This window comes from Kitasatospora sp. NPDC059827, from assembly GCF_042731675.1.
Lineage (GTDB): Bacteria > Actinomycetota > Actinomycetes > Streptomycetales > Streptomycetaceae > Kitasatospora.
In genome coordinates, this window is the sequence record NZ_JBHWIV010000058.1 from 1 (window position 1) to 23,611 (window position 23,611).

Genomic DNA, 23,611 nt, shown 5'->3' on the forward strand with positions numbered 1-23,611 from the left:
ATGCGCTGCATTGGGCTCCCTCCTCCGCCTTGCGATGCACGCACCCCAACGCCGCCCCGCCCGCCCTCCGGGCGGACGACGGGAGTTTGAAGACGGACCCTAGCGGCGGCGCGGTCTGCCGGAGCGGGTGCCGTTCTGGGGGCGGGGGCCGCTGCGGGGCTTGCCATTGCCGGGGGTCGCGCCCGTCGGGGCGGTGGCGGGCCAGTGGGTGGGGCGGGTGAGGGCGGCCGGGAGGCGGGTGGTGGCGTCGCCGCGGGCGGCGTTGAGCTGGGCCTGGGTGAGGAAGAGGGCGGTGCTGAGGTCGGCGCCGGAGAGGTCGGCGTCGCGGAGGTCGGCGCCGATGAGGTCGGCGAGGCGCAGGTCGGCGCCGGAGAGGTCGGCGGCGACCAGGAGGGCGCCGCGCAGGTTGGCGCCCTGGAGGTCGGCGCCGCGCAGACGGGCGCCGAAGAGGTCGGCGCCGCGGTGCTCGCGGCGGCGGGGGACGGCGGCGCGGACGAGTTCGCCGGCCCGCAGCAGGAGCTCGCTGATCCGGCCGCGGTGGGCCGCGACGTCGACGGCGAGGAGTTCCTCGGGGGTGCCGGAGGCGAGGCGGTCGGTCTCCTCCAGGGCCTGCCGCAGCTCGGCGTGGACGGGCCGGGCGGGGGCGAAGGTGAGCGCCTCGGTGAGGTACCAGAGCAGTTCGTGGAGCTGCCGGACGATCGGGAAGACGTCGAACATCGGCTTGGCAGTGGCGGGTTCCTCCCGCCAGCTGACCCCGCCGAAGGTGACCTGGGAGACCCGCTGGCCGGCGCCGAAGCAGTCGTAGACGGTGCAGCCCTGGAAGCCGCTGTCGCGGAGGCGGGCGTGGATCCCGCAGGTGAAGTCCGTCTGCAGGTTGCGGCAGGGGGTGCCGGCGGCCTTGTTCACCGCGAAGTCGGCGGTGGCCGCGAAGGGCAGGGCGACGCAGCACAGTCCGAAGCAGCTGCCGCAGTCGGAGCGGAGCGGGGTCGGCGCGGCCGCCGTGGGGTCCTGCGGCGGCTCGGTCTCGCTCACGTCCGGGGTCCTTCCGGTTGCTGGGCGCCGGCGGGAGCCGGCAGGTCGAACCCGTCAAGATTACTGGGCAGGCCGCCCTCCGCCTGGGTAAGGTATGCAGGCAAGCGGAGACCATTACATGCGGGGGATCCGAACGATGCCGCACACGATGCCGCACATGACACCGGAGTCGAACGTCACCGAGCTGGTCCGGATGTGGATCAGCGGCTGGACCGTCTCCCGGGGCGCCGCCGACCCGGTGGAGCGGCCCTGGGGCTGGAGCATCGACGTCGGTGCGCCGGACCGGGAGGTGGGGCGGTACGTGCTGCCCGAGCCGACCGAGGAGGCCGTCCGCGCGCTCGCCGGGGCGACCACCGCGCCGACCACCTGGCTCAAGCTCTTCGCCGAGGACGGGACGGTACGGCCCTGGCTGGGCCCGCAGTGGCGGCTGGACCACCCCGGCTTCCTGATGACCACCGCGCTCACCCCCGAGCGGGCGCAGCCGCCGGCCGGCTACACCCTGACCACCTGGACCAGGGGCGGCGTGCTGCGCGCCCTGGTGCGCAGCACGGACGGGCACCTCGCCGCCCGCGGCCAGGTGGGCCTGGCCGGCCCGGTGGCCGTACCGGACCAGATCGGCACCGCCCCCGAGCACCGCCGCCGGGGCCTGGGCTCGGTGGTGATGCGGGCCCTGCTGTCCGGCGCGTACGAGGCGGGCGCCCGCACCGGCGTCCTGGTCGGCACGGCGGACGGCCAGGGGCTCTACCGGGCCCTCGGCTGGACCACCCACGCCCCGATGGCGAGCCTGGTCCTGGAGGCGGGGAAGCCCGAGCGGAGCTGGGTGGACTAATCGACTAGGGGAACGGCAGCAGCTCCGGCCGCTTCGGCGGCCGGCCGTCGCCGGAGGAGCGGCCGGTGAGGCGGCGGCCGATCCAGGGGCCGAGGTGGGTGCCCAGCCAGCGGGCGTCGGAGCGCAGCCGCTCGGCGCGGCCGGGCGGGGCGACGGCGGGCAGCGGGGCGCGCCAGTCGAAGGCGGCCGGGCGGCCGAGGGCCTCCAGGACGCCTTCGGCGACCCGGCGGTGGCCCTCGGGCGAGAGGTGCAGCCGGTCCTCGGCCCAGAGCCGGCGGTCGTCGAAGCAGGGCGCGGAGAACAGGTCGACGACGGCGTAGCCGTCCTGCCGCCCGAGTTCCTGGACGAAGGCCTTCATCCGCAGGATGGCGGGCAGCAGCCGGGCGCCGCCGGCCTTCCTGCGGCTGGGGTCGGTGCTGGTGAACAGGACGACGGTGGCGCCGGTGGCGCGCAGTTCGGCGGCGCAGCGGCCGAACAGCCGCTCGACCCGGTCGATGTCGCAGCCGGGGCGCAGCACGTCGTTGAGGCCGCCGGCCAGGGTGACGAGGTCGGCGCCCATCCCGGCGGCGGCGGGGAGCTGTTCGTCGTGGATCTGGCCGATGAGCTTGCCGCGGACGGCGAGGTTGGCGTACCGGAAGCCGTCGGATCCACCCTCGGACCCGCCCTCGGACCCGCTCTCGGCGGCGAGCGCGGAGGCGACCCGGTCGGCCCAGCCGCGGTAGTGGCCGTCGGGATGGAGGTCGTCGCACATGCCCTCGGTGAAGGAGTCCCCGACGGCGACGTAGCTGGTGTAACTGCGGCTGGTGGCGGGCACGGGCTGCCTCCGCTCTCCTGAGTTGGCTCCGCTGAGACGACTCAGCGATCCGACGATCGTACGTGTGCACTTGCCAACCAGTGTCGCGGGGGCCCGGCCGCTCATTCGGCGTCCAGTGTTCGTTTATCGCCCTGCGCCATCCTGGGGCCACGGGGCGGCGGCCGGCGACGGGGGCCTTGCCGCCGCCCCGCTCAGCCCCCGCCCAGCGGATGGCGCCCAGCGCCCGGCGCCCGCCCAGCCTCCGCCCAGCGCCCGTTCAGCCCCCGACGGCCGCCGCGACACCCGCGCCCGCGCCCGCACCGGCGCCCGGAGCCGTGAACCAGTGCTCCCGGACCGCGTCGGTGGGCCGCTGGTCGCCGAGGGCGCCGAGCCCCCACTCCCCCAGGGCCTCGATCACCGGTCGCAGTTCGCGCCCCCGGTCGGTCAGCTCGTACACCGTGGCGTTGGCGGGCCGTTCCAGCCGCCGCCGTTCCGCGAGCCCCTCGCCCTCCAGCTGCTTGAGCCGGGCGGCCAGGATGTCGGTGGAGACCCCGGGCAGGTCGGCGTGCAGGTCGGTGTAGCGGCGCGGGCCGCGCAGGAGTTCACGGACGATCAGGAGGCTCCAGCGCTCCCCCACCGCGTCCAGGGCGCGGGCGACGGCGCAGTACTGGTCGTAGCTTCGGCGTGACATGTGGATCAGCATAGCCAAAAGGTTGGACTTTCCAAGTGCCTACTTGGTAGAACAAAGCGGCAGCAGCGGAGCGGTGGTGACGGTCGGGAGGCCGCAGATGGAGTTTCGGCAGTCGAGCAAGCTGAACGACGTGTGCTACGAGATCCGGGGTCCGGTGGTCGACCAGGCCAACGCCCTGGAGGAGGCCGGGCACAGCGTGCTGCGGCTGAACACCGGCAACCCGGCGCCGTTCGGCTTCGAGGCGCCCGAGGAGATCATCCAGGACATCATCCGCAACCTGCCCTCGGCACACGGCTACAGCGACTCGCGCGGCATCCTGCCGGCCCGCCGCGCCGTGGTGCAGTACTACCAGCAGCGCGGGGTCCAGGGCGTCGGCGTCAACGACGTCTACCTCGGCAACGGCGTCTCCGAGCTGATCCAGATGGCGATCACCGCCCTGGTGGACGACGGCGACGAGGTGCTCGTCCCGATGCCCGACTACCCGCTGTGGACGGCCTCCGTCCGGCTGGCCGGCGGCAAGGCCGTGCACTACCTGTGCGACGAGGAGGCCGAGTGGTACCCGGACCTCGACGACATCGCCGCCAAGATCACCGCCCGCACCAAGGCGATCGTCGTCATCAACCCCAACAACCCGACCGGCGCGGTCTACCCGAAGGAGCTGCTGGAGGGGATCCTCGACCTGGCCCGCCGCCACCAGCTGATGGTGCTGGCCGACGAGATCTACGACAAGATCCTCTACGACGGCACCGAGCACCACTGCCTGGCCGCGCTCGCCGAGGACGTGCTCACCCTCACCTTCAACGGCCTCTCCAAGGCCTACCGGGTGGCCGGCTTCCGCAGCGGCTGGCTGGTCGTCTCCGGCCCCAAGCAGCACGCCACCGACTACCTGGAGGGCCTGACCATGCTCTCCGGCATGCGGCTGTGCCCCAACGTGCCCGCGCAGTACGCCGTCCAGGCCGCGCTCGGCGGCCACCAGTCGATCAACGACCTGGTCCTGCCGAGCGGCCGGCTCACCGAGCAGCGCGACATCGCGGTCAAGGCGCTCAACGAGATCCCCGGGGTCAGCTGCGTCAAGCCCAAGGGCGCGCTGTACGCCTTCGCCAAGCTCGACCCGGCGGTGCACCGGATCGTCGACGACGAGCGCTTCGTGCTGGACCTGCTGCTGCGCGAGAAGATCCACGTCGTCCAGGGCACCGGCTTCAACTGGCCCCGCCCGGACCACTTCCGCTTCGTCACCCTGCCGCGCGCCGACGACCTGGAGACGGCGATCAACCGGATCGGGCGCTTCCTGGCCACGTACCGGCAGGTCTGAGCCCGTACGCTCACGGACCATGACCGTTCTGCGCTCCGTCGTCCTGTTCGCCCTCGCGGCCGTCGCCGAGATCGGCGGCTGCTGGCTGGTCTGGCAGAGCGTGCGGGAGCAACGGCCGTGGTGGCTGGCCGGGTTGGGCGTGGTGGCGCTGGGCGTGTACGGCTTCGTGGCGGCGCTGCAGCCGGACGCCGAGTTCGGCCGGGTGCTGGCCGCCTACGGCGGGGTGTTCGTGGCCGGCTCGCTGCTGTGGGGCATGGCCGTGGACGGCTTCCGGCCGACCCGCTACGACGTGCTGGGCGCGCTGATCTGCCTGGCCGGGGTCGGCGTGATCATGTACGGGCCCCGGCGCTGAGGGCTTCGCTCCTCGACACCGGGGCCCGGCAGGGGGGTTCGGGGGCTACCAGCCCCAGCCGCCGCCCTGGCCGTCGTCGTCGCTGTTGGAGTCCCAGCCCTCGCCGACCTTGCGCAGGATCGTGTAGTGGTCGATCCGGGTGCCGTTCTCGGCCAGCGCGGTGACCTTCATGGACGACTTCTGGCCCAGGTGGGCCGGGGTGACGTCGACCTTGATGAAGGAGTAGCCGGTGTAGCGGACCCGCGACCACTGGATGGTCTCGGGGGTCTTCACCCGGCCCTTGCTCCAGTAGTAGCTCTGCACCTCGTCCTGGTGGTTCTCGTGGCCCTCGTAGGTGTCCGGGGTCGCGAAGTTGTACAGGCTGCGGCCGGCCGCGCCCGCGGTCACGTAGACCACGCCGTCCTTGACCGGCTCGATGGTGGCGCCGCTCGGCACCTGCTTCGAGACCTTGTTGCCGAGGATGGCGTCGGTGCGCTCGTAGATGTGGTTGTGGCCGTTGATGACCAGGTCCACCCGGTACTTCTCGAACAGCGGCACCCAGGCCTCGCGGACGCCGCCCTCGGAGGCGTGGGCGACGGTGGTGGAGAAGGCGCAGTGGTGGAAGAAGACCACGACGAAGTCGACGGTCTCGTCGTTGCGCAGGTCCTTGAGGGTACGCTCCAGCCACTTGGTCTGCTTGTTCGCCGAGATGCCCAGGTTGGCCGGGATCTCGTAGGAGACGTCGTTGGCGTCCAGCGAGATGACGCCGACGTTCTTGTACCGGAAGGTGTAGACGCCGGGGACCTGGCGCGGGTCCGGGCCGTTGTCCGGCAGGAAGAAGCGGGCGTTCTCGCCGCCGTAGCCGTTCGGCGAGTACCAGGCCTCGATGTCGTGGTTGCCGTAGGCGACCATCCACGGGATGTCGGCGGCGACCGTCTCGGTCTGGACCAGGAAGTCGTCCCAGGTCTTGGCGTTGAAGACGGACTTGTCCGGGTCGGTGCCGGAACCGGCCGGGTCGGCGTAGCAGATGTCGCCGGCGTGCAGGTGGAAGGCCGGCTTCTGGGCCTTGATGATGTTGTCGTTGCCGGCCGCGTGGGCGCTGACGCCCTGGTCGCCGAAGGCGGTGAAGGTGAACGGCTCGTACACCTTGCCCCAGCGGTGGTCGCGGGAGGGCGCGGTGCGGAAGGTGTGCAGGGTGGAGATCTGCTGCTGCGAGGCCGGGTCGAAGCCCTCGTGGCCGACGCCGTAGTAGTAGGTGGTGTCGGGCTGGAGGTCCTCCAGCGCCACGTGCAGGTAGTACTGGTCCACCGGCTTGCCGGTCGGGGTCAGCGCCGGGGTGTGCAGCGCGCGGACCTCGGCCTGGATCTTGTGGCTCAGCTCCCACGGGTGCTTGCCGAAGCGCAGGAACGGCTTCTTGACCGGCGCCGGGACCTGCCAGGAGATGCGGAACTGGGTGTCCGGCTCGGCGCCGAACTGGAGGTGACGCCCGACCGGCGCGACCAGCGCGCCGTCGATGCCGGCCGTCGTGGCACCCGTCAGGAGCTGGGGGCTCGCCGGGGCGGCGAAGGCCGGCGCGCTGCCCAGGGCACCGCCGACGGCGACGGCGCCCACGGTGACGGCACCGGCGCGCAGCATCCGGCGGCGGGAGAAGCGGGCCCGCAGGTACTCGTGCTGCTCGGCCATGCTCATGCGGTCGGCAAGCTTGGCCGGCACGCCCATGTTGGGGATATCCATGCGCGGGACTCTGTCAGCGGCGCGTTGACCGCGCACGGACTTCCGGTGAACGGGGGTCAGCGCATCGGCCACTCGAACACCAACGTTCGACCATGGTTCGGTAAAGAGCATGTCCACATCGAAGTGATGGCGGATCATCGGCCCCGGCCGGGCGGGTGGTTCGGGCGGTTCGAGGGCCCACCCCGGAGGACCGCTCAGGAGGACGGCTCGTCCCAGAGGTTCGCCGACCGGTTGCCGGTGCCGTCGCAGGTGCGGCAGATCTCGTCCCGGTACGCCTGCTTGGCGCCGGTCGCGTCCACCCGGTAGCGCACGTACACCCCGGTTCCGTCGCAGAGGAAGCAGTTGCCGCCCCCGCCGCCCACCTCGGTGGTGCCGGTGCCCTGGCAGGTACGGCAGTTGAGGCCGGCGGTCCGGCCGGTGCCCGCGCAGATGCGGCAGACCGTCGTCATCGTCTTCCTCCCGTTGCGCGGAACGGCTCGACGCCACCGGTCATGGTAGTGGGCCGACCCCGGAGCCGTGCCGGGACGTCGATCTGACGAACCGTCAGCACCTCGCGGTCCCCGCGGTCACTCCGGCAGGCCCTCGCGGACCCGACGGGAGACCGAGATCAGCTGGAGGTCGAGCAGCCCGGGCGGCTCGGCGACGCCGGGGCCGCCCGCCCGCACCCAGGCGGCGATGTCGTCGATCATCTCGTCCATCAGCACGAAGCCGAACCAGACCGGACGCGCCCCCGCCGCCCGCCCCTCGCTGGACGGGCCGACCACCACCACGTTGGACTGGGAGCAGACGTCCAGGCACTTCGACCCCCGGACCCGGCCCGCCGAGCCGACCGCCGTCCGCAGTCGCTCGAACTGGCCCGCGTGGTCCACCTCGGGGTGCTTGGTCAGGCTGCCGCAGCAGCAGTCGCGGCAGACGGTGACGGTCACCGGGGCACCGGTGCCCCGCTTGCCGTCGCGGTCGCGGTCACGGTCGCGCTCTCGGCGGCTCATCCCCGCTGGTCCCCCTCCTGGTCGGCGGCCCGGTTCGGCGGCACGCTCTGCACCGGAACTGTACCTGTCAGCCCACCGGGCATCGAGGCCGCCCGGGGCCCTGGGCGCCCCGACCACCCCGACCGCCCCCGCCGAGTGAACCGAATTCCCTCTCCCGCACGTATCGGCGGCAATTCCGAAACGCGGTGGAGCGGAATTCGAAATGGCACCCGGTGTCATCTGACGGGATTTCCGGAAATTCCTCCGTCACCTATGGACGGCCACGAAACCTGGAAGTAACTTACCTGCGAGTAGTAGCTGTGGCCCGGCTCGGCACGACCCCCCCCCACCCGTCGTTTCTCTCCCCCCAGGAGGAACCGTGCTCCGCCCTGCCCGGAATTCCCGGCGACTCCGTAATTCCAGCGCCCTCGCGGCCGTCGCCGTCGGCGCCGCCCTCGCGCTCACCTCCACCACCGCCCAGGCGGCCACCCCCGCGCCGAAGCACTACGTGGCCCTCGGCGACTCCTACGCCGCCGGCGCCGGCGTCCCCGGCCAGTCGGCCGGCCTGTGCCTGCGCTCCGACCACAACTACGGCCACCTGGTCGCCGCCTCGCTCAAGGCCGGCGCGTACACCGACGTCACCTGCGCGGCCGCCAAGGTCAAGGCCATGACGCAGCCCCAGTACGACGCCTTCATCCGGGTCAACGACCCGCAGCTGGACTCGGTGACCGGCGACACCGACCTGGTCACCCTCGGGATCGGCGGCAACGACCTCGCCGCCAGCGACCTCGGCCTCGGTGAGCTCGTCGCCACCTGCGTCGCCGGCGCGGTCGTCAACCCGCTCGGCACGCCCTGCAAGGACGTCTACCACCACGGCTACTTCGACTGGCGGACGTGGTCCTGGCAGTACGGCAACGACGACCTGGCCGAGCGGATCACCACCACCATCGCCCCCCAGATCGCCACCACCCTCCGGCAGATCCACGCCAAGGCCCCCAAGGCCCGGGTGCTGCTGGTCGGTTACCCGTCCGTGCTGCCCGCCGACGGCTCGACCTGCGTCCTGCGCCAGCCGGTGACCCCCGGCGACGTGGAGTACATGCACGGCGTGCTCGACAAGCTGAACGCCGCCCTCAAGTCCACCGCGGCCGCCAACGGCGCGACGTACGTGGACACCGCGACGCCGACCCGCGGGCACGACGTCTGCTCGGACGACCGCTGGATCGAGGGCGCCCTGCCCGGCTCGCCCGCCGTACCGTTCCACCCCAACGCCACCGGCGAGAAGGTGATGGCGGACGCGGTGCTCGCCGCGCTCAAGTAGCCTGCCCGTCCGTCGTGGAGAGCCACGAGGGGCCGGTGACCAGGGTCTGGTCACCGGCCCCTCGGGCCGTCCTCGGGCCATCCTCGGCCCGTCTGCGGGCAGCACGCTACTCGGCGTCGGTCGCGGAGCCCGCCGCCAGCCCCGCCGACCACTTCTCCTCGACCCGGCCGAACTTCCAGAACGCGATCGCCCCGGCCCAGGTCAGCACGAACAGGCCGACGATCGCGTAGCCGACGAAGTTGAGGTCCAGCCCGCCGATCCAGGCGATCGGCCCGCTGGTGATGTCCAGCTTCTCGCCGAGCAGGCCGATCAGCTCGACCAGGCCGATGACCAGCGCGACCAGCACCGACAGGCCGGTGACCGTCAGGTTGTAGTAGATCTTGCGGACCGGCTTGGAGAACGCCCACTCGTAGGCGAAGTTCATGAACGAGCCGTCGATGGTGTCCAGCAGGCTCATCCCGGCCGCGAACAGGATCGGCAGCGTCAGCAGCGCGTACCAGGGCAGCGAGAACGCCGCCGCGCCGCCGGCCAGCACCAGCAGGGACACCTCGGTCGCGGTGTCGAAGCCCAGCCCGAACAGCAGGCCCACCGGGTACATGTGCCAGGGCTTGGTGACCGCCCGGGTGACCTTCCCGAGGATCCGGTTCATCAGCCCGCGCCGCTCCAACTGGCGCTCCAGCTCCGCCTCGTCGTACTCGCCGACGCGCATCCGGCGGAACACCTTGAGGATCCCGTTGAAGGCGCCCAGGTTGATCAGGCCGAGCAGCAGCAGGAAGCTGCCGGAGACCGCGGTGCCGATCAGACCCGTCATCTTGTGCAGGGTCGAGTCGTCCGCCTGGACCTGGTCCGCGAGCGTGCGGATGCCGAAGGCCAGCAGCGCGCAGAGGCCGAAGACGATCGAGGAGTGCCCGAGCGAGAACCAGAAGCCGACCGACAGCGGTCGCTTGCCCTGGCCCATCAGCTTGCGGGTGGTGTTGTCGATCGCCGCGATGTGGTCCGCGTCGAAGGCGTGCCGCATCCCGAGGGTGTAGGCGGTCAGGCCCATGCCCGCGCCGAAGACCTGGCCGCCGACGTCGTAGTGCTCGGGCGCCACCAGCGCGAGCAGGGTGAACCAGCCGATGACGTGCAGCGCGAGGATGAAGCCGCCCATCCCGGCCAGCCGGATCCACTCCTCGCGGGTGAGCCGGTCGCGCCATCTGACGGCTGGGGCACCTGCCGGGGCGGCTGTGGCGGCGCTGGGCATCGTGTGGTCCTTCTTTCGGGCGGTCCGGACTCGGGCGGTCCGGAGAAAGCTGGGCCATCTTTCCCCTCTCCGGCGAGCAGTTGCAAGTCATGTGCAGATGCCGGACGGCGGCGAACCGAACCACGACGGCGCAGGCCAGGGGCGCGCGTCCGGCCGCCGCACGCCTGCGCAGCGTCACCACTGCGGGCCCCTCATCAGGAAATCGCCCGATTCCTCCCCTAGGGTCGGAGGGGCCGAGCCCGCGGCGCGACCCCCGAACGCGCCGCGGGCCGCTCGGCGCTCACCGGCCCGGGACCCCGATGGGAGCGGCCATGCCGTCGTACCCCTTCCACACCACCCGCGAGGACCTGCGCATCCCGCTGCCCGACGGCACGGAACTCGCCGCCCGACTCTGGCGCCCGGTCAGCGACGAGCCCGTCCCCGTCCTGCTGGAGTACTCGGCCGACCGCCTCGGCGACCGCACCGCCGCCGAGGACGCCCGCCGCCACCCCTGGTACGCGGGCCACGGCTACGCCGCCGTCCGGGTCGACACCCGCGGCCACGGCGACTCCGGCGGCCTGCCCGGCGAACCCGGCGGCGAGCAGGAACTCACCGACGGCGCCGCCGCCGTCGACTGGCTCGCCCGCCGCCCCTGGGCGAACGGCCGGGTCGGCCTGCTCGGCGTCGGCGCGGCCGGCACCACCGCGCTGCGCCTGGCCGCCCGGGCACCCGAGACCGTCGGCGCGGCCGTCACCGCCTGCCCCGAAGGCGGCCACCGGCTCGGCGGCGCCGTCCTCGCCGCCGACCTGCACACCCGGCTCACCGCCCTGATCGCCGACGCCGCGCTCCCCCCGGACCCGCGCCGCCTCGGCGACGCCTGGCGGCCCGGCTGGCTGGCCCGGCTCGAATCCCTCGAACCCCCCGTCGACGCCTGGCTCGCCGCCGGGGACACCACCGTGCCGGTGTCCGTCCCGGTCCTCGCCGTGGCCGGCTGGGGCGACCCGTCCTGCTCCTTCGTGCTGCGCCTGCTCGCCGAGTCCCCCACCGCACGCGCCCTGCTCGGCCCCTGGCCGCACGGCCTGCCCGAGGCCGCCCTGCCCGAGACCCTGCGCTGGTGGGACCACTGGCTGCGCGGCATCGACACCGGCGCCGTCAAGGAACCCGCCCTGCGCAGCTGGATCAGCACCCGCTGGACCGGCGAGGACGCCTGGCCCTCCCCCGACGTCCGGGAGATCCACTACGACCTCGACGGCCAGCTGCGCACCGCCGGCACCGCCTCCCACGACCGGTACGTCCCCGTCCGCTCCCCGCAGCACACCGGCCTCAACGCCGGCGCCTACGTCCCGCACGGCCGCCCCGCCGACCAGCCGCCGGACCAGCGCGAGGAGGACGGCCGCTCGGTCTGCTTCGACTCCCAGCCGCTGCCCGAACCCGTCGAACTGCTCGGCGCGCCCACCGCCCGGCTGCGGCTGCGCTCCGGCGGCGGGCCCGCCCAGGTCGTCGCCCGGCTGTGCGCGGTCGGCCCCGACGGCACCTCCGCCCTGCTCACCCGCGGCGTGCTGACCGCCGCCGGCCCGGACGTCGAGGTCGAACTCGCGGCCTGCGCGGCCACCGTCCCGGCCGGGCACCGGCTGCGGCTGGCGCTCTCCTCCGTCTACTGGCCGTGGGTGTGGCCGAACGCGGACGACACCGGGTACGCCCTCGACCCGTCCCACTCCACCCTCGTCCTGCCCGTCCGCCACCTCGCCGCGGACGCCGGCGCCGCACCCGTCACCCTCGCGGCCCCCACCCTGCCCGACCCGCCGGACATCCACCTCACCGAACCGCTCACCGCCCGGCCCGAACACGTCACCGTGCACGACATCGGCCGCCACGAGTGGCGCACCGAACTCTCCCCCGCCACCGACGGCACCCGCACCCACCCCGACGGCCTGGTCCGCGACGAGCACACCGTCACCGCCTACCGCATCCTCACCGGCGCCCCGCTCAGCGCCCAGGCCCGCACCGACCGCACCGTACGGCTGGAGCGGCCGGACATCGGCTGGGACGTGACCGTCCAGACCCGCACCCAACTGCGCTGCGACGCCGGGCACTTCCTCAGCGTGGTGCAGCTGCGGGCGCTGGAGGCGGGGTCGGTGGTGTTCGCCCGGGAATGGCAGCACCGGGTGGCGCGGGATAGCTCCTCAAAGTAATCCTTATACAATTGCCTTCCCCGTCTCCCTTGGCTTATAACTGGCCCATGAAGACCCTCGGCCTGATCGGCGGCATGAGCTGGGAATCCACCGCCGAGTACTACCGCACCCTCAACGAACTCACCCGCGACCGGCTCGGCGGCCTCCACTCCGCCCGACTGGTGCTGCACTCCGTCGACTTCGCCGACATCGAACGGCTCCAGGCGGCCGGGCACTGGGAGGACGCCGGGGCGATCCTCGCCGAAGCCGCCCGCGGCCTGGAGGCCGCCGGCGCCGACCTGCTGCTGATCTGCACCAACACCATGCACAAGGTCGCCGACCAGGTCGCCGAAGCCGTCTCCATCCCCCTGCTGCACCTCGCCGACGCCACCGCCGACGCCGTCCACGCGGCCGGCCTGCGCCGCGTCGGCCTGCTGGGCACGGCCTTCACCATGGAACAGGACTTCTACCGCGGCCGCCTGACCACCAACGGCCTGGACGTCCTCGTCCCCGGCCCCGAATCCCGCGCCCTGGTCCACCGGGTGATCTACCAGGAACTCTGCCTCGGCCTCGTCCACGAGGAATCCCGCGCCGCCTACCGCCGCGTCATCGCCGACCTGGTCGCCGCCGGCGCCGAAGGCATCATCCTCGGCTGCACCGAGATCGAACTCCTCGTCCACCCCGAGGACAGCCCCGTCCCCCTCTTCCCCACCGCCCGCCTCCACGCGGAGGCCGCCGTCACCGCCGCCCTCGCCGACGAGCGGGCCTGATGCGCGACGCAACCCCGTACTGGAACACCAACGTGGCGCGGCACCCCGGGATCCTGCGGGCGGTGCCGCCCGGGTGCGGGGCCGCGCTCGATGTCGGATGCGGGGACGGGCTGTTGGCGGCGAAGCTCGCGCCGCGGTGCGGGCGGGTGGTCGGGGTGGACAGCGACGCGGGGATGGTCGCGCGGGCGCGGGCCGCCCACGGTGACATCACCTTCCTGGAGGGGGACTTCCTCACCCTCGAACTGCCCACCGGCGGCTTCGACTTCATCTGTTCGGTGACGGCCGTGCACCACATGGACTTCACGGCCGCGCTCACCAGGATGCGGGAACTGCTGCGCCCCGGCGGGGTGTTGGTGGTGGTCGGCCTGGCCAGGGAGGAGACGGTGGCGGACCGGGCCCGGTGGGTCGCGGCCGCGCCGCTGGTACGGGCCGTGAAGGCCCTGCGGCGGGCGTCCGGCCCGGAGGGCATGCCGACGGCCGCCCCCGTGATGAGCTACCGGGAGGTGCGGGAGACCGCCGGGCAGGTGCTGCCCGGGGTGCGCTACCGGTGGCACGTCCTGCGGCGCTACTCGCTGACCTGGCGGAAGCCCTGAGGCCTCCGGGCCGGTCAGCGCTGGGCGGCCGCCGCGGCCAGCAGCGCACCCGCCACCAGCGGCGCGATCGAGACCACGGCGAATCCGAGCATCCGCGCTCCGGAGACGTACCACCGGGTCGGCTTGAGGCCCAGCAGCGCCTGGGCCCACGGCGAGACATAACCGGCGCCGTGGCTGCGCACCGCGTCGGTGAGCAGGTGCATGTGCTTGTCGGCGACGGTGAGGATCACCCACCCGCCGGAGCGGTCGGCCACGGACACCAGCGTCGCCGAACCGGACGACTTCGACGGCATCTCCCAGGCCCGTACGGTCGCGAGGTCGGTCAGGTCCACCTCCCGCGCACCCGACCAGGTACGGGCCCGGACCACGCCGCCGGCCACCCGCCAGCCCTTGCGCCGCGCGGTGCCCGCGTCCAGCAGGATCGCGGGCCCGATCGCGGCCACCAGCCCGGACACGATCGGCGCCCCCGAATCCACGAAGGCCGGCCCGACCACCAGCGGCGGCAGGACGATCGCCAGCAGGAGGACGGCCCAGCCGACGGCGAAGAACGTACGCCGTCTTCGGACGGCAGCGGTGGAAGCACTCACCGCGCGACCGTAGACCCACTCACCGCTCGTGCACCATGCCGCTTCCCGGCAATCTCAGGCGGAGTTCCCCGCACCCCGAGCCTCCCCGGCGGGCGGGTCACCACCGGTGTCCGACCCGGCTTCCTGCCGCTCGGGCGCGGCCGTGGGCTCCACGGGGTTCTCCCCGCGCACCGTCCGCAGGACCTGGACGAGGCGCACTGCCTCGCTGAGGCCGAAGCGGTGCGCCAGCAGCAGGAAGGTGAGGAGCGGGACGGTGATCGCCGCCAGGGGCGCGGTGACGAAGGCGGGCAGACCGAGCATCCCGGTCGTGACGGCCAGGGAGATGGTGACCAGTAGCGCCGTCACGGCCGCCACGGCCAGCCGTCGTCCGTCGGCGCGGTCCGGAGACTCGGGGGCGCTCGTCGGCAGGTCCGGTGGCTGCCCGTGCTCCCTGAGCAGGTTGGTGAACTGTCCATCGGCGACCTGTTCGGCGATCACCGCCGCCAGTTCGGCCAGTTTCCGGGTGGCGCGGTCCCGGTCCGGCAGCAGCTCGTCGGCGGTCCGTTCCAGGAGGGCGGCGACCAGCCGGGCGTGTTGGCGCAACCGCTTGCGAGTGGTCGGCCGGGCTCCGTAGTCGCTCGCGACCGGGCCCGCCGCATCGACCAGGGCCTGCCCCAAGGCCTGTGCCTTCTTGCTCAGCCGGGCAGCCTCCGGGTGCCCCGCACCTGGCTCACAGGCCTGGGCGCACGCCCGCAGGACGTCGAGCGCCGTGAACACCGGCTTGCAGGCGGGCCGGACGGCGACGGCCCCCACTGCGTTGCGCAGCACGGCCGCCACCGTGAACGCGGCTGCCGCGAGGCCGATCACCTGCGCCACGGTCACCTTGTACCGGTGGGTCGGGCAGGGGCTGGGCTCGGCACCCGGCCCCGGGAGCCATCCCCCGGGCGTGCAGTTCCCCTTCATCGCCACGAAGAGGAACCCGGTCACCATCACCGTGAGGAAGCCGGTGACGAGGATCCGGAGCACGACCTGCCCCTCGGCCTGGTACGTCAGGGCGCGGCGCAGCAGTCCCCCGTCGAGCGGCACTCCCAGGACAGCCCGGAGATCCTTCGCCCCGGTGGCCGCGCGCCGTTCCACCGTCCGGTGGTGCAGGCGCCGCAGCGGGCGCCGCCACGGCGGTGCCACGGGCGGCGCCACGGACTGTGCCATGGGAGGCAGAGGCTGAGCGAGCGTCATGGGACACAGCTTGCCCGCCGCCTACGACAGCGGGCGGGCGGAGATATCCGCTTCGGCACGACCGCTCCACCCGGTACCGTTCGACGACTATCGAGGAGGTGCGGGATGGTGCGGCCGGCGTTGCTGCTGGACGTGGACGGTCCGTTGAACCCGGATGCGGCGAAGCCGCACCGGCGGCCGCAGGGCTACCGGACCCACCGACTGCTGACCCCGCGCTGGGTGGCCCACGAGCGGCGGCGGCTCGCCCTGTGGGGGCTGCCGCACAAGGCGCCGAAGCCGCTGCGGGTGTGGCTCAACCCTGAGCACGGGCCGGCCCTGGCGGCGCTGCCCTTCGAGCTGGTGTGGGCGACGACCTGGGAGGAGGAGGCCAACTCCTTCATCGGCCCGCTGCTGGGGCTGCCCGAACTGCCGTACATCGCCTGGTCCGAGCCCCGGCCGGAGCCGGCCGGCGGGGTGTTCTGGAAGACCCCGGAGATCGTCGCCTGGGCGCGGGGCCGCCCCTTCGCCTGGGTCGACGACAACATCACGGACGCGGACCGCGCCTGGGTCGCGGCCCACCACCCCGGCCCGGCGCTGCTGCACCACGTCGACCCGAAGGTCGGCCTGACGGCGGACGACTTCGGCCGGCTGGCGGCCTGGGCGGGCGGCGTCCCGGGCTGAGGCGCGGCGGGCGGCGCCTCGTAGGATGCCGCCCATGCCCGGCTTCGAGGTTCTGCAGGATGTCTTCTGGGACGGCTCCGTCGACCGCGGCGTTCAGCCGCCACTGACCGATCAGCTCGTCCACCAGGCCGAACACACCCTGGGGGTGAGTCTCCCCGCCTCCCTGGTGGCACTGCTCCGGCTCCAGAACGGTGGACAGGTCACGGACGGCCTGTGCGCCTTCCCGACCTCGGCACCGACCTCCTGGGCCTCGGACCACGTGCCCTTCGAGCACCTGATGGGGATCGGCCACCGCCCCGGGACGCTGTCCCTGCTCGACAGCGCCTACCTGGTCGGGGAGTGGGGCCTGCCGGCTCCGCTCGTGCTCCTCAGTGGTAGCGGCCCCTGCTGGATCGCCCTGGACTACCGGACGGGTCCGACCCCCACGGTCGGCTGGTTCGACGCCGACTTCCGATCCGAACTCCCCCTGGCCGCGGACTTCCAGGAGTTCGTGGAGGGACTCACCGATCCCGAGGCATACGCCTGAGCCGTGCCGCCTCGGCGGAGCGGGGGTGGCTCAGCCCTCGACGGCCGAGACGTACACCCCGTACGAGGTGGCGGCGCTGTGCTCGGCGAAACGTTCCTCCTGCATGGCCGTCACCGTCCGCACCACCAGGACGGCCAGGACGGCGGCGACCAGCTGGAGCGCGTCGGAGGCGATCAGCCAGGCCACGCCCTGCTGGTACTGGTCCGGGTGGCGCGCCCCGTCGGTCACCTGGCTTCCCACCGCGTCCATCACGTTGAACAGGCAGAAGCTGACCCACCAGGCGTTGACGACCGTCGTCGGGAGCGGCGTCCGCACCCCGGACGCGTCCGGCCGGACGCCGGCCTGCCAGATGTCGCAGGCGATCCGCCACGGGAACCAGAGGAAGACCACGGGCGTGAACCAGCCGCCGACGGCCCAGCCGCGGCTGTGCCGGTGCCCATGCGGACTCAGCCACTCGGCGTTCACCCGCACCCGGTGGAACCAGCCGAGGAAGGCGACCGTCGATCCCATCAGGGCCGGGCTGTAGAGCAGGTACGCGAGCATCTGGAGCCCGTACGAGGGGCCGAACGCGCTGCCGTCACCGAACTCGACGCCGCTCGGCAGGTCACCCGCCGCGCGGTACAGGAGGGAGTCGGCGACGAGTCGGAAGACGGTGAGCGCACCGCAGACGACGAGCAGAACGGTGGCGGCGGTGGCGAGCGATCTCGGCGACCGGTACGCGGCGGGCGAGGACATGGGTGAACGGCTCCAGGAGTGGACCAGCGTGACGGGGCACCACCTCGGCGCCCCGGCAGCTTCGTGTGCGAGTACGTGCACGAGCCTGCGTGCGCGTGGTACGTGCGCGAGCTATGTGCGCCGCCAGTATGGCGGCACCCTCGGACAGGCCGGGAGGGTACACAGGAAGTCGACCGGGCCGACTTCCTGTGCAGGCGAACTCAACCGGTGGACGGGGCGGGGCCGTCCGACCGGTGGGCGACCGCGGCGAACATCGTCACGGAGAGGTGGAAAGCACGCCGCTCGGCCGCGGCCGTGAGTTCGGCGTACAGGTCGTCGCGCTGCGCCTCGGTGAGCAGCCCGCGGCCGACGGCCACCGTGGCGAGGCCGCCCAGGAGCGGCCAGGGGACGGTGTCGGGGTCGTGCAGCAGCACGTCGGCGCCGACGTGGTCGACGGTCAGACCGGCTGCCGAGAGCCAGCCCGTCAGGCGGCGTCCGGCCTCCGGGGTGGCGGAGTTGGCCAGGGTGACGCCGGTCAGCGCAGTCCGGGCCTCCGCGGCGGCCGGGTGGAGGAGGAGCGTGGACCAGTCGGTGTCCAGCAGCGCGACCCGCCCGCCCGGGCGCAGCACCCGCGCCATCTCGGCGACGGCCCCCGCCGGGTCGGTCAGGTGCTGGAGGACGCGCTCGCACCGGACCGCGTCCACCGCACCGTCGGGCAACGGCAGGGCCAGCGCGTCACCGTCGAGGAACCGCGCCGCACTGCCCGCCTCGGCGGCACGACGCTCGGCGACGGCGCGCAGGCCGGGGTTCGGTTCGAGGCCGGTCGCGGCGCCGTCCGGGCCGACCGCGGCCGCGAGGACGAGGGTCTCCGAACCGGTACCGGAGCCGATGTCCAGTACCCGCTCACCGGGGCGGACGGCGAGGTGTGTGTGCGCCCACGCGCGGAGCCGCCGCACACCGGCGTTCGCCGCCTGGACGTCCAGCACGGTGACCAGCCGCTCGACGACCTCCGGGTCGGCGTCGGGCACGCGGAAGGCCGAGAAGGGCTGGGGGTCTGCCATGGCCGCCAGTGTAGGAGCGGAGACCGGTCGCTAAGGTGACCGACCGTGCGGGACACGGACTGGAACCAGGTGGGGCGGCGGCTGCGCGCGCTGTACGAGAAGCGGGCCGGCTACGGCGCCGGGGCGGCCGAGGAGGCCCCGGCGCCGCCGCTCACCGAGGCCCAGGTCGGCGCGGCGGAACGCCAGTTCGGCATCACCTTCCCGGCCGACTACCGCGCGTTCCTGCTCCGGGTCAGCGCGGGCGGCCGCTTCCCCCGGGAACTGCGGGAGGGGCCGGACGGCTGGCACTGGGCGGGCGACGAGTCCACCGAACTGTCCCGCCTCGGCACGCCGTTCCCCGACCACGACTCCGCGCTGGCCGCGGCGGACGCCTGCTGGGACAACCCCCCGCGCGAAGAGGGCCACCAGCGCCCCGAGGAGTGGCTCGCCGCCCGCACCGCCTGGACGGAGGCGGCAGAGGCGGCGGAGCGCGACCGGGCCACCGGCGCCGTGTTCCTCCAGGGCCACGGCCACGGCTTCGCCGCCCTGCTCGTCGTCACCGGCCCGCACCGCGGCACCATGTGGTTCGACGGCCGCCCGACCTGCGACCGCCTCAACCCGCTGCTGACGGACGAGGGGCGGCCGGCGAGCTTCGCCGAGTGGTACCTCGACTGGTTGGTCCGCGAGGAGCCACTGATCACCCCGGAGCAACGGGAAGCCGAGCGCGGGCGGCGGACGGTCGGCAAGGAGACACCCATCTGGCTCCGCTGGTTCGACACCTGGGGCGAGGAGAACTGCGGGCACTGAGGATTCGCATCGGGCCAACCCCTCGCGTGTGTAAGCTGGTTGCGTTGATGTGGCGACAGGCCCACGCACTCGGTCACCGGCGACCGGGGTGGGCGAAGGGCTCCGGAGAGTCACCCGCAGGCGTTGTTCCTCTTCTTTCCGTACACGCAGACAGTCGACCTGTCTCTCCAGCCGCCGCCGGACGGCTCCGTGGGGGGAATGGAGTCGCATGTCCGCGTCGGACAATGTCACCCGCCTGGCCAGGCGCATCCAGAAGCTGAGCGGTCTGCCGCTCTGGCGGTCTCGTGAACTCGCCGGGCAGGTAAGGGTATTCGTCAAGCATCCGGTACCCGATGCCGTCACCCCGGCCCAACGGCGCTTCGAGGCCATGGTGGTGAGTGCGCTCGCCAACACGTTCCGCGATCGTCAGCGTGACGGGGCCGTGCTGGGGGTCCTCTTCACCACGCACGACGGAGACGGGCTCACGCTGCATCTCCACCCGGCGATGGCCGACGAGGCCGTGGGCCAACTGCTGGTCGGCCTGATGGCAACGCATCGCATGGTCGGGGGAGTCGCCGGCGTGCGATGGTCCGTCCGGAACGGACGGCTCGTGATCGAGAGCGCGATCCTCCCTGCCCGCATCACCCTGCTGCGAGCCGACGGTGCGCCGCTCGGGGTGCCCAGCGTGCTGCCGGACGAGTTCGTGGTGCCGGTCCACCGGGCCGAGGTCACCCGCGCCAACAAATGGGACCACACCGGCGCCCCGGTCGTCCGCGATCTGCTGTGGAGCAGGCTCCTGCGTCGTCCGGCCCTACTGGACCGGGCGGCCCTCGCCCACGGAGTGGCCAACTGCCACACCCATGGCATGTCCGACCTGGTGATCGAATGGTGCTGCGGCGACAGTGTGGAGGCGGTCTTCGCCGCCATGCTGGCCCACGGCCTGGTCGACGGGCTCGATCCGGTGGGCGCCGCCGAGCTCTACGGCGCCTCGGCGACCGCCATGATCGGCGGTCGAACGGTCATCCTGAGGCGACACGGCCTCTGTGATTACGGGGACTCTCCCGATGCCCACGCGGCGGACCGGGCGGAGGCCGTCCGATGACCCCCACCGTCGCCCTGGCGGGCGCGCTGCTGTGCGGCGTGGTGAGCGGAGCGATCCGGGCGTGGCGTGACGTCCTCGTGCTCCGTCGCCTGGAGCGTTTGATGGCCGGTTGCACCGCCCGCCAGCGCGCCGAGGTGGCCCAGACCATCGCCGCGTCCTTCCGGCGCCCTGGCCGCCCCCAACTTCCCACTGCTGTAAGGGAGGTAGACGAGGCCGACCAGTAGCCGCCCGGCGGGTCCGGCCGGGCGGCGCGGGTGGAGTGAGGTCAGGCCACCGGTTGGCGGTCTCGGGTGGGGGGCGGGGTGGGAGTGGCGTCGTCCGGGCGGTGGGGCATCCGCAGGACGGCGACCGCGCCGAGGCCGACGACGGCGAGGATCAGGAGGGTGAGGAGGGTGCCCGCGGGGCTTCGGCACGGGTCGAATCGATGGAGAAACCCGCACCCCTGGTGTCACCCTACGGACGGTGCTCCGGGATGACATTGTCGGGCTTGTCCAGCCAGGCTGTCTGTCCGGCAGGGGTCACCGTGAGCCCGTACCTCTCGTACCCGGGGCGTCCGGTTGCCGTCCACTGGTTGTAGGCGGCCTCCACTTCGTCCCAGAGCCGCCGGGGCCCGGACTGCCGAACCTCGAACCGGGATTCCCCGGGCACGGAGTCCACGGTCGCCCAGGACGTCACGGCCGTGTCGAACAACCACCACGTCCAGCCACCGTCACCGAACTCGTGCCGCCGGTAGTACACGTCCGGCAGGGCAAGCGCGGTGGCGAACTGTGCCAACCAGTCGCCCCCGATGATCTCGGGGTCGAACTTGGTCCAGGACTGCCCGGAGCCGCCCGGCCAGTCGCCTGGAAGGTAGTCGTCCACCGAAGCAGCCTGGTAGCGCTGCTGGCGGAGCATCATGAAAGCTGCCGACCGAGTGAACGGGCCGCTCGCCGTCCCGTCGTCGCCGACCGTGAGGCGCACGACTGCCCCGCCCCCGAACAGGGGCGAAACGGGGCTGACGATCACACCGCCTGGCTTGGTCTGTGCGAGCCAGGCAGGCGGGATGTCCCGCAGGGACACGGTGGAGATGATCCGGTCATACGGCGCCCGGACACCCCATCCGAACGAGCCGTCCCCGCAGACGACTTCGGGGGTGTAGCCGGCGGAGCGGAGCGCCGTACGGGCTTGCGCGGTGACCTTCGCATCCACCTCGACCGTCGACACGTTCTCGGCGCCCAGGCGGTGGGACAGGAGCGCGGCGTTATAGCCGGTGCCGGTCCCGATTTCGAGTACCCGATGCCCCGGGGCCGTGCCCAGGTCACCCAGCATCTCGACCACCATGGTCGGCATCGACGCCGACGACGTGGGCGTACTCCGGTCAGCTTCCGCGCCGTCGTCCCACTGGGTGACGATCGGCACGTCGGCATAGGCCAACTTCATCCACCGGTCGGGGTTCTCGGAACGGCTGCACTCCGTGTCGCCGCCGTTCTCGTTCGCCCAGATGGTTTCGGGAAGGAACTCGTGTCGCGGCACGGCCGCCACGGACGGCACCCACTCCGCCGAGAGCGCCCCGGAGCTGACGAGCTTCGTCACCAGGGCCGCCCGCAGCGCTTCGGGGCTCCCGGGGGTCACGACTTCTTGTGCTTCGGAGCGGGGTCGGGGTCCTTTCCGTCCTTCGACGGCTTCGGCCCGATGGCCCCACCGCCCGGCTTGGCGTGCCCGCCGCCCTTGCCGTCGCTGGGGCCGCCCTTGTTCTGGTCTCCCATGTCAGCTTCCTCTCTCGGTTCGGCTACTAGGGTTGATCAATGAGCCTGCCGTGGCAGGTTGGTGCCCCGTCCTGGCCGGTCTGACTCCGGCTTCGTCAGGACGGGAGTTCATGAGCGGGGCGGACGCCCCAGGCGGTTCCTCTCGCACCGGCTTTCCACCGGCACCGGGCCCGCGCGCGTGAACGACAGGTCGATCGGCGCACCCTCTTCGATCCGCCGGATCTTGATTGTCGTGCTCCTGATGTTGATCGCCGGTGCCGTCAGGCCATGACCGACGCGGGCGCGCCGCGGAGCCGCTTCCGGCCGCAGACCTGAACGGCACTCTCGTGGGGGTGCGTCGCCACAAAGTCAGGCGGCAGCTCGTAGCCAAAGCGGCGACAAGCGCACTGCCATGTGGCGATTCCGTCCAGCGCCGGCGGGTCGGGGCGGATCAGCTCACCGCACGGGCACCGGTTGGGCTCCGCATCCTGCATGCGCACTCCCTCAGGACAGGGCTGGTCGCGGATCAACCGACGACCAGTCAGCGAACTAGTCCAGCATGAAGAGTGGCCTAGTTCAGTCGCTACGGTTCCGAGTGAACTAGTCTGCTCAAGCGGGGTACCGTCCATCGAGCGGAAGCGAGCGAACGTGCCGAGCAAGACGCCGAAGACATGGTCTGTGATCGCGGATCACTACCGGCAGCGAATCCTCTCGGGAGAGCTGGAACCGGGTGCAAAGCTGCCCAGCAACAAGGAGATCGCCGGGCGCTGGAACGTCGCCGTAGCCACGGTCAGCCGAGCACTCCAGCACCTCCAGGTGGAGGGCTATCTGCGCACGTCACCACGCGGAACGTTCGTCGCAGACGACCCGCGCGTGAGTGCCAGCAGCCGCGACCGCCTTGCCCGGGTGCAAAGGGTGCAGTCCAACCTCATGGACGGCGAAACCAGCCGTGTGACGGCTGCCGAAATCGTCACCCCGCCGCTCTATGTAGCGGATCTGTTCGACCTGGAACACGGGGCCCAGCTGGTACGTCGCGAGTACATCGCTGGGCGTGGCAAGTCGCGAACCCTCTTCGCGGTGTCCTGGTATCCCGCGCACTTTGCTGCACTGGTGCCCGACCTACTCAACACGGCACCGGGACGGAACGACGGAATCACGGCAAGGGTCCTCGAAGCTACGGGCCGGACCATCACAGCGGCACGCGACGACATGCACGCGCGAACAGCTGACCAGCGAGAAGCCGCCGCCTTGGCGGTGCCGGTCGGCAGTTCCATCCTGGCACTCGTCCACCGGTGGTCGGACGACGAAGGGTTGATCGAGTACACGGAGTCCTGCCTGCCAGCCCAGTTCACCATCGGCTACGAGTACACCCCGTAGATCGTCCCGGAACGCAGAAAGGCCCCAGCGGGAATCCGCTGGGGACTCTTTGCCGTTTGGGGATCCTGCGGCCCCTGATCACACGGTTAAGTGCGCTTACAGGGCGCCTTTCTCGT

The 23,611-nt window shown here is 72.4% G+C and carries 25 protein-coding genes and 1 pseudogene; 13 read left to right on the forward strand and 13 right to left on the reverse strand.

All coding sequences use genetic code 11. The annotated features are described in order from the left end of the window. Positions 1-99 precede the first annotated feature (99 nt). Positions 100-1,032: a pentapeptide repeat-containing protein gene (locus ACFV8H_RS28960; RefSeq protein ID WP_380405732.1), complete on the reverse strand. Its 933-nt coding sequence runs from the start codon at positions 1,030-1,032 to the stop codon at positions 100-102. Between the two features lie 157 nt (positions 1,033-1,189). Between ACFV8H_RS28960 and ACFV8H_RS28965 the strand changes: the two genes are divergently transcribed. Then, on the forward strand, positions 1,190-1,861 hold the full coding sequence (locus tag ACFV8H_RS28965; RefSeq protein ID WP_380405734.1) for a GNAT family N-acetyltransferase: 672 nt from the start codon (positions 1,190-1,192) through the stop codon (positions 1,859-1,861). Between the two features lie 4 nt (positions 1,862-1,865). Here the strand turns inward: ACFV8H_RS28965 and ACFV8H_RS28970 are convergent, their stop codons facing one another. Both ACFV8H_RS28970 and ACFV8H_RS28975 read right to left on the reverse strand, forming a co-directional pair. Next, positions 1,866-2,675, reverse strand: coding sequence for an SGNH/GDSL hydrolase family protein (locus ACFV8H_RS28970; RefSeq protein ID WP_380405737.1), 810 nt, complete (start codon positions 2,673-2,675; stop codon positions 1,866-1,868). 286 nt (positions 2,676-2,961) lie between these two features. Beyond that, positions 2,962-3,345: pseudogene (locus ACFV8H_RS28975) on the reverse strand (winged helix-turn-helix transcriptional regulator); the annotation flags it as partial. A gap of 97 nt (positions 3,346-3,442) precedes the next feature. Between ACFV8H_RS28975 and ACFV8H_RS28980 the strand changes: the two are divergent. Next, positions 3,443-4,657, forward strand: coding sequence for a pyridoxal phosphate-dependent aminotransferase (locus tag ACFV8H_RS28980; protein WP_375890264.1), 1,215 nt, complete (start codon positions 3,443-3,445; stop codon positions 4,655-4,657). A gap of 19 nt (positions 4,658-4,676) precedes the next feature. After that, positions 4,677-5,009 (forward strand): YnfA family protein, encoded by a 333-nt coding sequence (locus ACFV8H_RS28985; RefSeq protein WP_360245635.1) that lies wholly within the window; start codon positions 4,677-4,679, stop codon positions 5,007-5,009. Between the two features lie 45 nt (positions 5,010-5,054). Here the strand turns inward: ACFV8H_RS28985 and ACFV8H_RS28990 are convergent, their stop codons facing one another. From ACFV8H_RS28990 to ACFV8H_RS29000, 3 genes are all read right to left on the reverse strand, one after another. Continuing rightward, a complete protein-coding gene (locus ACFV8H_RS28990; protein ID WP_380405741.1) occupies positions 5,055-6,722 on the reverse strand; it encodes a fibronectin type III domain-containing protein in 1,668 nt (555 codons plus the stop codon). 194 nt (positions 6,723-6,916) lie between these two features. Beyond that, positions 6,917-7,171 (reverse strand): hypothetical protein, encoded by a 255-nt coding sequence (locus ACFV8H_RS28995; RefSeq protein ID WP_350510191.1) that lies wholly within the window; start codon positions 7,169-7,171, stop codon positions 6,917-6,919. A gap of 117 nt (positions 7,172-7,288) precedes the next feature. Then, a complete protein-coding gene (locus ACFV8H_RS29000; protein ID WP_375890259.1) occupies positions 7,289-7,711 on the reverse strand; it encodes a (2Fe-2S) ferredoxin domain-containing protein in 423 nt (140 codons plus the stop codon). 358 nt (positions 7,712-8,069) lie between these two features. Here ACFV8H_RS29000 and ACFV8H_RS29005 point away from each other — a divergent pair, with 358 nt between their 5' ends. Next, positions 8,070-9,008, forward strand: a complete 939-nt coding sequence (locus ACFV8H_RS29005) for an SGNH/GDSL hydrolase family protein (RefSeq protein ID WP_380405744.1) — start codon at positions 8,070-8,072, stop codon at positions 9,006-9,008. 106 nt (positions 9,009-9,114) lie between these two features. Here the strand turns inward: ACFV8H_RS29005 and ACFV8H_RS29010 are convergent, their stop codons facing one another. After that, positions 9,115-10,251, reverse strand: coding sequence for a HoxN/HupN/NixA family nickel/cobalt transporter (locus ACFV8H_RS29010; protein WP_380405747.1), 1,137 nt, complete (start codon positions 10,249-10,251; stop codon positions 9,115-9,117). 311 nt (positions 10,252-10,562) lie between these two features. On the opposite strand from ACFV8H_RS29010, the gene ACFV8H_RS29015 reads away from it, so the two are divergent. The 3 genes from ACFV8H_RS29015 to ACFV8H_RS29025 are packed head-to-tail and all read left to right on the forward strand — an operon-like array spanning position 10,563 to position 13,764. After that, entirely contained in the window at positions 10,563-12,422 is a 1,860-nt protein-coding gene (locus tag ACFV8H_RS29015; RefSeq protein ID WP_380405750.1) for a CocE/NonD family hydrolase, read from the forward strand. Positions 12,423-12,469: 47 nt separating this feature from the next. Continuing rightward, complete coding sequence (locus ACFV8H_RS29020) at positions 12,470-13,171, forward strand: aspartate/glutamate racemase family protein (RefSeq protein WP_380405753.1); 702 nt, start codon at positions 12,470-12,472, stop codon at positions 13,169-13,171. Further along, positions 13,171-13,764 (forward strand): class I SAM-dependent methyltransferase, encoded by a 594-nt coding sequence (locus ACFV8H_RS29025; protein ID WP_380405756.1) that lies wholly within the window; start codon positions 13,171-13,173, stop codon positions 13,762-13,764. The genes ACFV8H_RS29020 and ACFV8H_RS29025 overlap by 1 nt, the downstream gene beginning before the upstream one ends. A gap of 14 nt (positions 13,765-13,778) precedes the next feature. Here ACFV8H_RS29025 and ACFV8H_RS29030 read toward each other — a convergent pair whose 3' ends face one another. Together ACFV8H_RS29030 and ACFV8H_RS29035 are read right to left on the reverse strand one after the other, a co-directional pair. Then, on the reverse strand, positions 13,779-14,351 hold the full coding sequence (locus tag ACFV8H_RS29030; protein ID WP_380405759.1) for a hypothetical protein: 573 nt from the start codon (positions 14,349-14,351) through the stop codon (positions 13,779-13,781). 54 nt (positions 14,352-14,405) lie between these two features. After that, a complete protein-coding gene (locus ACFV8H_RS29035; RefSeq protein ID WP_380405762.1) occupies positions 14,406-15,539 on the reverse strand; it encodes a hypothetical protein in 1,134 nt (377 codons plus the stop codon). A gap of 132 nt (positions 15,540-15,671) precedes the next feature. Here ACFV8H_RS29035 and ACFV8H_RS29040 point away from each other — a divergent pair, with 132 nt between their 5' ends. Together ACFV8H_RS29040 and ACFV8H_RS29045 are read left to right on the forward strand one after the other, a co-directional pair. Continuing rightward, the gene (locus ACFV8H_RS29040; RefSeq protein ID WP_380405765.1) at positions 15,672-16,226 is read left to right on the forward strand and encodes an HAD domain-containing protein; all 555 of its coding nucleotides are present in this window, start codon (positions 15,672-15,674) and stop codon (positions 16,224-16,226) included. Between the two features lie 34 nt (positions 16,227-16,260). Next, complete coding sequence (locus ACFV8H_RS29045; RefSeq protein WP_380405767.1) at positions 16,261-16,752, forward strand: SMI1/KNR4 family protein; 492 nt, start codon at positions 16,261-16,263, stop codon at positions 16,750-16,752. A gap of 30 nt (positions 16,753-16,782) precedes the next feature. Here ACFV8H_RS29045 and ACFV8H_RS29050 read toward each other — a convergent pair whose 3' ends face one another. Together ACFV8H_RS29050 and ACFV8H_RS29055 are read right to left on the reverse strand one after the other, a co-directional pair. Next, the gene (locus ACFV8H_RS29050; protein ID WP_380405770.1) at positions 16,783-17,487 is read right to left on the reverse strand and encodes a DUF4328 domain-containing protein; all 705 of its coding nucleotides are present in this window, start codon (positions 17,485-17,487) and stop codon (positions 16,783-16,785) included. A 200-nt stretch (positions 17,488-17,687) separates the two neighbouring features. Then, a complete protein-coding gene (locus ACFV8H_RS29055; RefSeq protein ID WP_380405772.1) occupies positions 17,688-18,527 on the reverse strand; it encodes a methyltransferase domain-containing protein in 840 nt (279 codons plus the stop codon). A gap of 45 nt (positions 18,528-18,572) precedes the next feature. Here ACFV8H_RS29055 and ACFV8H_RS29060 point away from each other — a divergent pair, with 45 nt between their 5' ends. From ACFV8H_RS29060 to ACFV8H_RS29070, 3 genes are all read left to right on the forward strand, one after another. Continuing rightward, positions 18,573-19,313 carry an SMI1/KNR4 family protein gene (locus ACFV8H_RS29060; RefSeq protein ID WP_380405775.1) on the forward strand — a complete coding sequence of 247 codons (741 nt, stop codon included), beginning with the start codon at positions 18,573-18,575 and terminating at the stop codon, positions 19,311-19,313. Positions 19,314-19,521: 208 nt separating this feature from the next. Then, complete coding sequence (locus tag ACFV8H_RS29065; RefSeq protein ID WP_380405778.1) at positions 19,522-20,394, forward strand: hypothetical protein; 873 nt, start codon at positions 19,522-19,524, stop codon at positions 20,392-20,394. Next, entirely contained in the window at positions 20,391-20,618 is a 228-nt protein-coding gene (locus ACFV8H_RS29070) for a hypothetical protein (protein WP_380405780.1), read from the forward strand. Before ACFV8H_RS29065 ends, ACFV8H_RS29070 begins: the two co-directional genes overlap by 4 nt. 229 nt (positions 20,619-20,847) lie before the next feature. On the opposite strand, the gene ACFV8H_RS29075 is transcribed toward ACFV8H_RS29070, so the two are convergent. Beyond that, a complete protein-coding gene (locus ACFV8H_RS29075) occupies positions 20,848-22,005 on the reverse strand; it encodes a methyltransferase domain-containing protein (protein ID WP_380405783.1) in 1,158 nt (385 codons plus the stop codon). Next, the gene (locus ACFV8H_RS29080) at positions 22,002-22,139 is read right to left on the reverse strand and encodes a hypothetical protein (protein ID WP_380405786.1); all 138 of its coding nucleotides are present in this window, start codon (positions 22,137-22,139) and stop codon (positions 22,002-22,004) included. The genes ACFV8H_RS29075 and ACFV8H_RS29080 overlap by 4 nt, the downstream gene beginning before the upstream one ends. 627 nt (positions 22,140-22,766) lie before the next feature. On the opposite strand from ACFV8H_RS29080, the gene ACFV8H_RS29085 reads away from it, so the two are divergent. Then, a complete protein-coding gene (locus tag ACFV8H_RS29085; RefSeq protein WP_380405789.1) occupies positions 22,767-23,495 on the forward strand; it encodes a GntR family transcriptional regulator in 729 nt (242 codons plus the stop codon). Positions 23,496-23,611 lie beyond the last annotated feature (116 nt).

Excerpts from the sequence above, each read along its gene's own strand:
- ACFV8H_RS29080 (WP_380405786.1), bottom strand. The coding sequence starts at position 22,139 with ATGGGAGACCAGAACAAGGGCGGCCCCAGCGACGGCAAGGGCGGCGGG.
- ACFV8H_RS29035 (WP_380405762.1), bottom strand. The coding sequence starts at position 15,539 with ATGGCACAGTCCGTGGCGCCGCCCGTGGCACCGCCGTGGCGGCGCCCG.
- ACFV8H_RS28965 (WP_380405734.1), top strand. The coding sequence starts at position 1,190 with ATGACACCGGAGTCGAACGTCACCGAGCTGGTCCGGATGTGGATCAGC.
- ACFV8H_RS29015 (WP_380405750.1), top strand. The coding sequence starts at position 10,563 with ATGCCGTCGTACCCCTTCCACACCACCCGCGAGGACCTGCGCATCCCG.
- ACFV8H_RS29025 (WP_380405756.1), top strand. The coding sequence starts at position 13,171 with ATGCGCGACGCAACCCCGTACTGGAACACCAACGTGGCGCGGCACCCC.
- ACFV8H_RS29065 (WP_380405778.1), top strand. The coding sequence starts at position 19,522 with ATGTCCGCGTCGGACAATGTCACCCGCCTGGCCAGGCGCATCCAGAAG.
- ACFV8H_RS29010 (WP_380405747.1), bottom strand. The coding sequence starts at position 10,251 with ATGCCCAGCGCCGCCACAGCCGCCCCGGCAGGTGCCCCAGCCGTCAGA.
- ACFV8H_RS29045 (WP_380405767.1), top strand. The coding sequence starts at position 16,261 with ATGCCCGGCTTCGAGGTTCTGCAGGATGTCTTCTGGGACGGCTCCGTC.
- ACFV8H_RS29040 (WP_380405765.1), top strand. The coding sequence starts at position 15,672 with ATGGTGCGGCCGGCGTTGCTGCTGGACGTGGACGGTCCGTTGAACCCG.
- ACFV8H_RS29070 (WP_380405780.1), top strand. The coding sequence starts at position 20,391 with ATGACCCCCACCGTCGCCCTGGCGGGCGCGCTGCTGTGCGGCGTGGTG.
- ACFV8H_RS28980 (WP_375890264.1), top strand. The coding sequence starts at position 3,443 with ATGGAGTTTCGGCAGTCGAGCAAGCTGAACGACGTGTGCTACGAGATC.
- ACFV8H_RS28985 (WP_360245635.1), top strand. The coding sequence starts at position 4,677 with ATGACCGTTCTGCGCTCCGTCGTCCTGTTCGCCCTCGCGGCCGTCGCC.
- ACFV8H_RS29020 (WP_380405753.1), top strand. The coding sequence starts at position 12,470 with ATGAAGACCCTCGGCCTGATCGGCGGCATGAGCTGGGAATCCACCGCC.
- ACFV8H_RS28995 (WP_350510191.1), bottom strand. The coding sequence starts at position 7,171 with ATGACGACGGTCTGCCGCATCTGCGCGGGCACCGGCCGGACCGCCGGC.
- ACFV8H_RS29000 (WP_375890259.1), bottom strand. The coding sequence starts at position 7,711 with ATGAGCCGCCGAGAGCGCGACCGTGACCGCGACCGCGACGGCAAGCGG.
- ACFV8H_RS28990 (WP_380405741.1), bottom strand. The coding sequence starts at position 6,722 with ATGGATATCCCCAACATGGGCGTGCCGGCCAAGCTTGCCGACCGCATG.
- ACFV8H_RS29055 (WP_380405772.1), bottom strand. The coding sequence starts at position 18,527 with ATGGCAGACCCCCAGCCCTTCTCGGCCTTCCGCGTGCCCGACGCCGAC.
- ACFV8H_RS29050 (WP_380405770.1), bottom strand. The coding sequence starts at position 17,487 with ATGTCCTCGCCCGCCGCGTACCGGTCGCCGAGATCGCTCGCCACCGCC.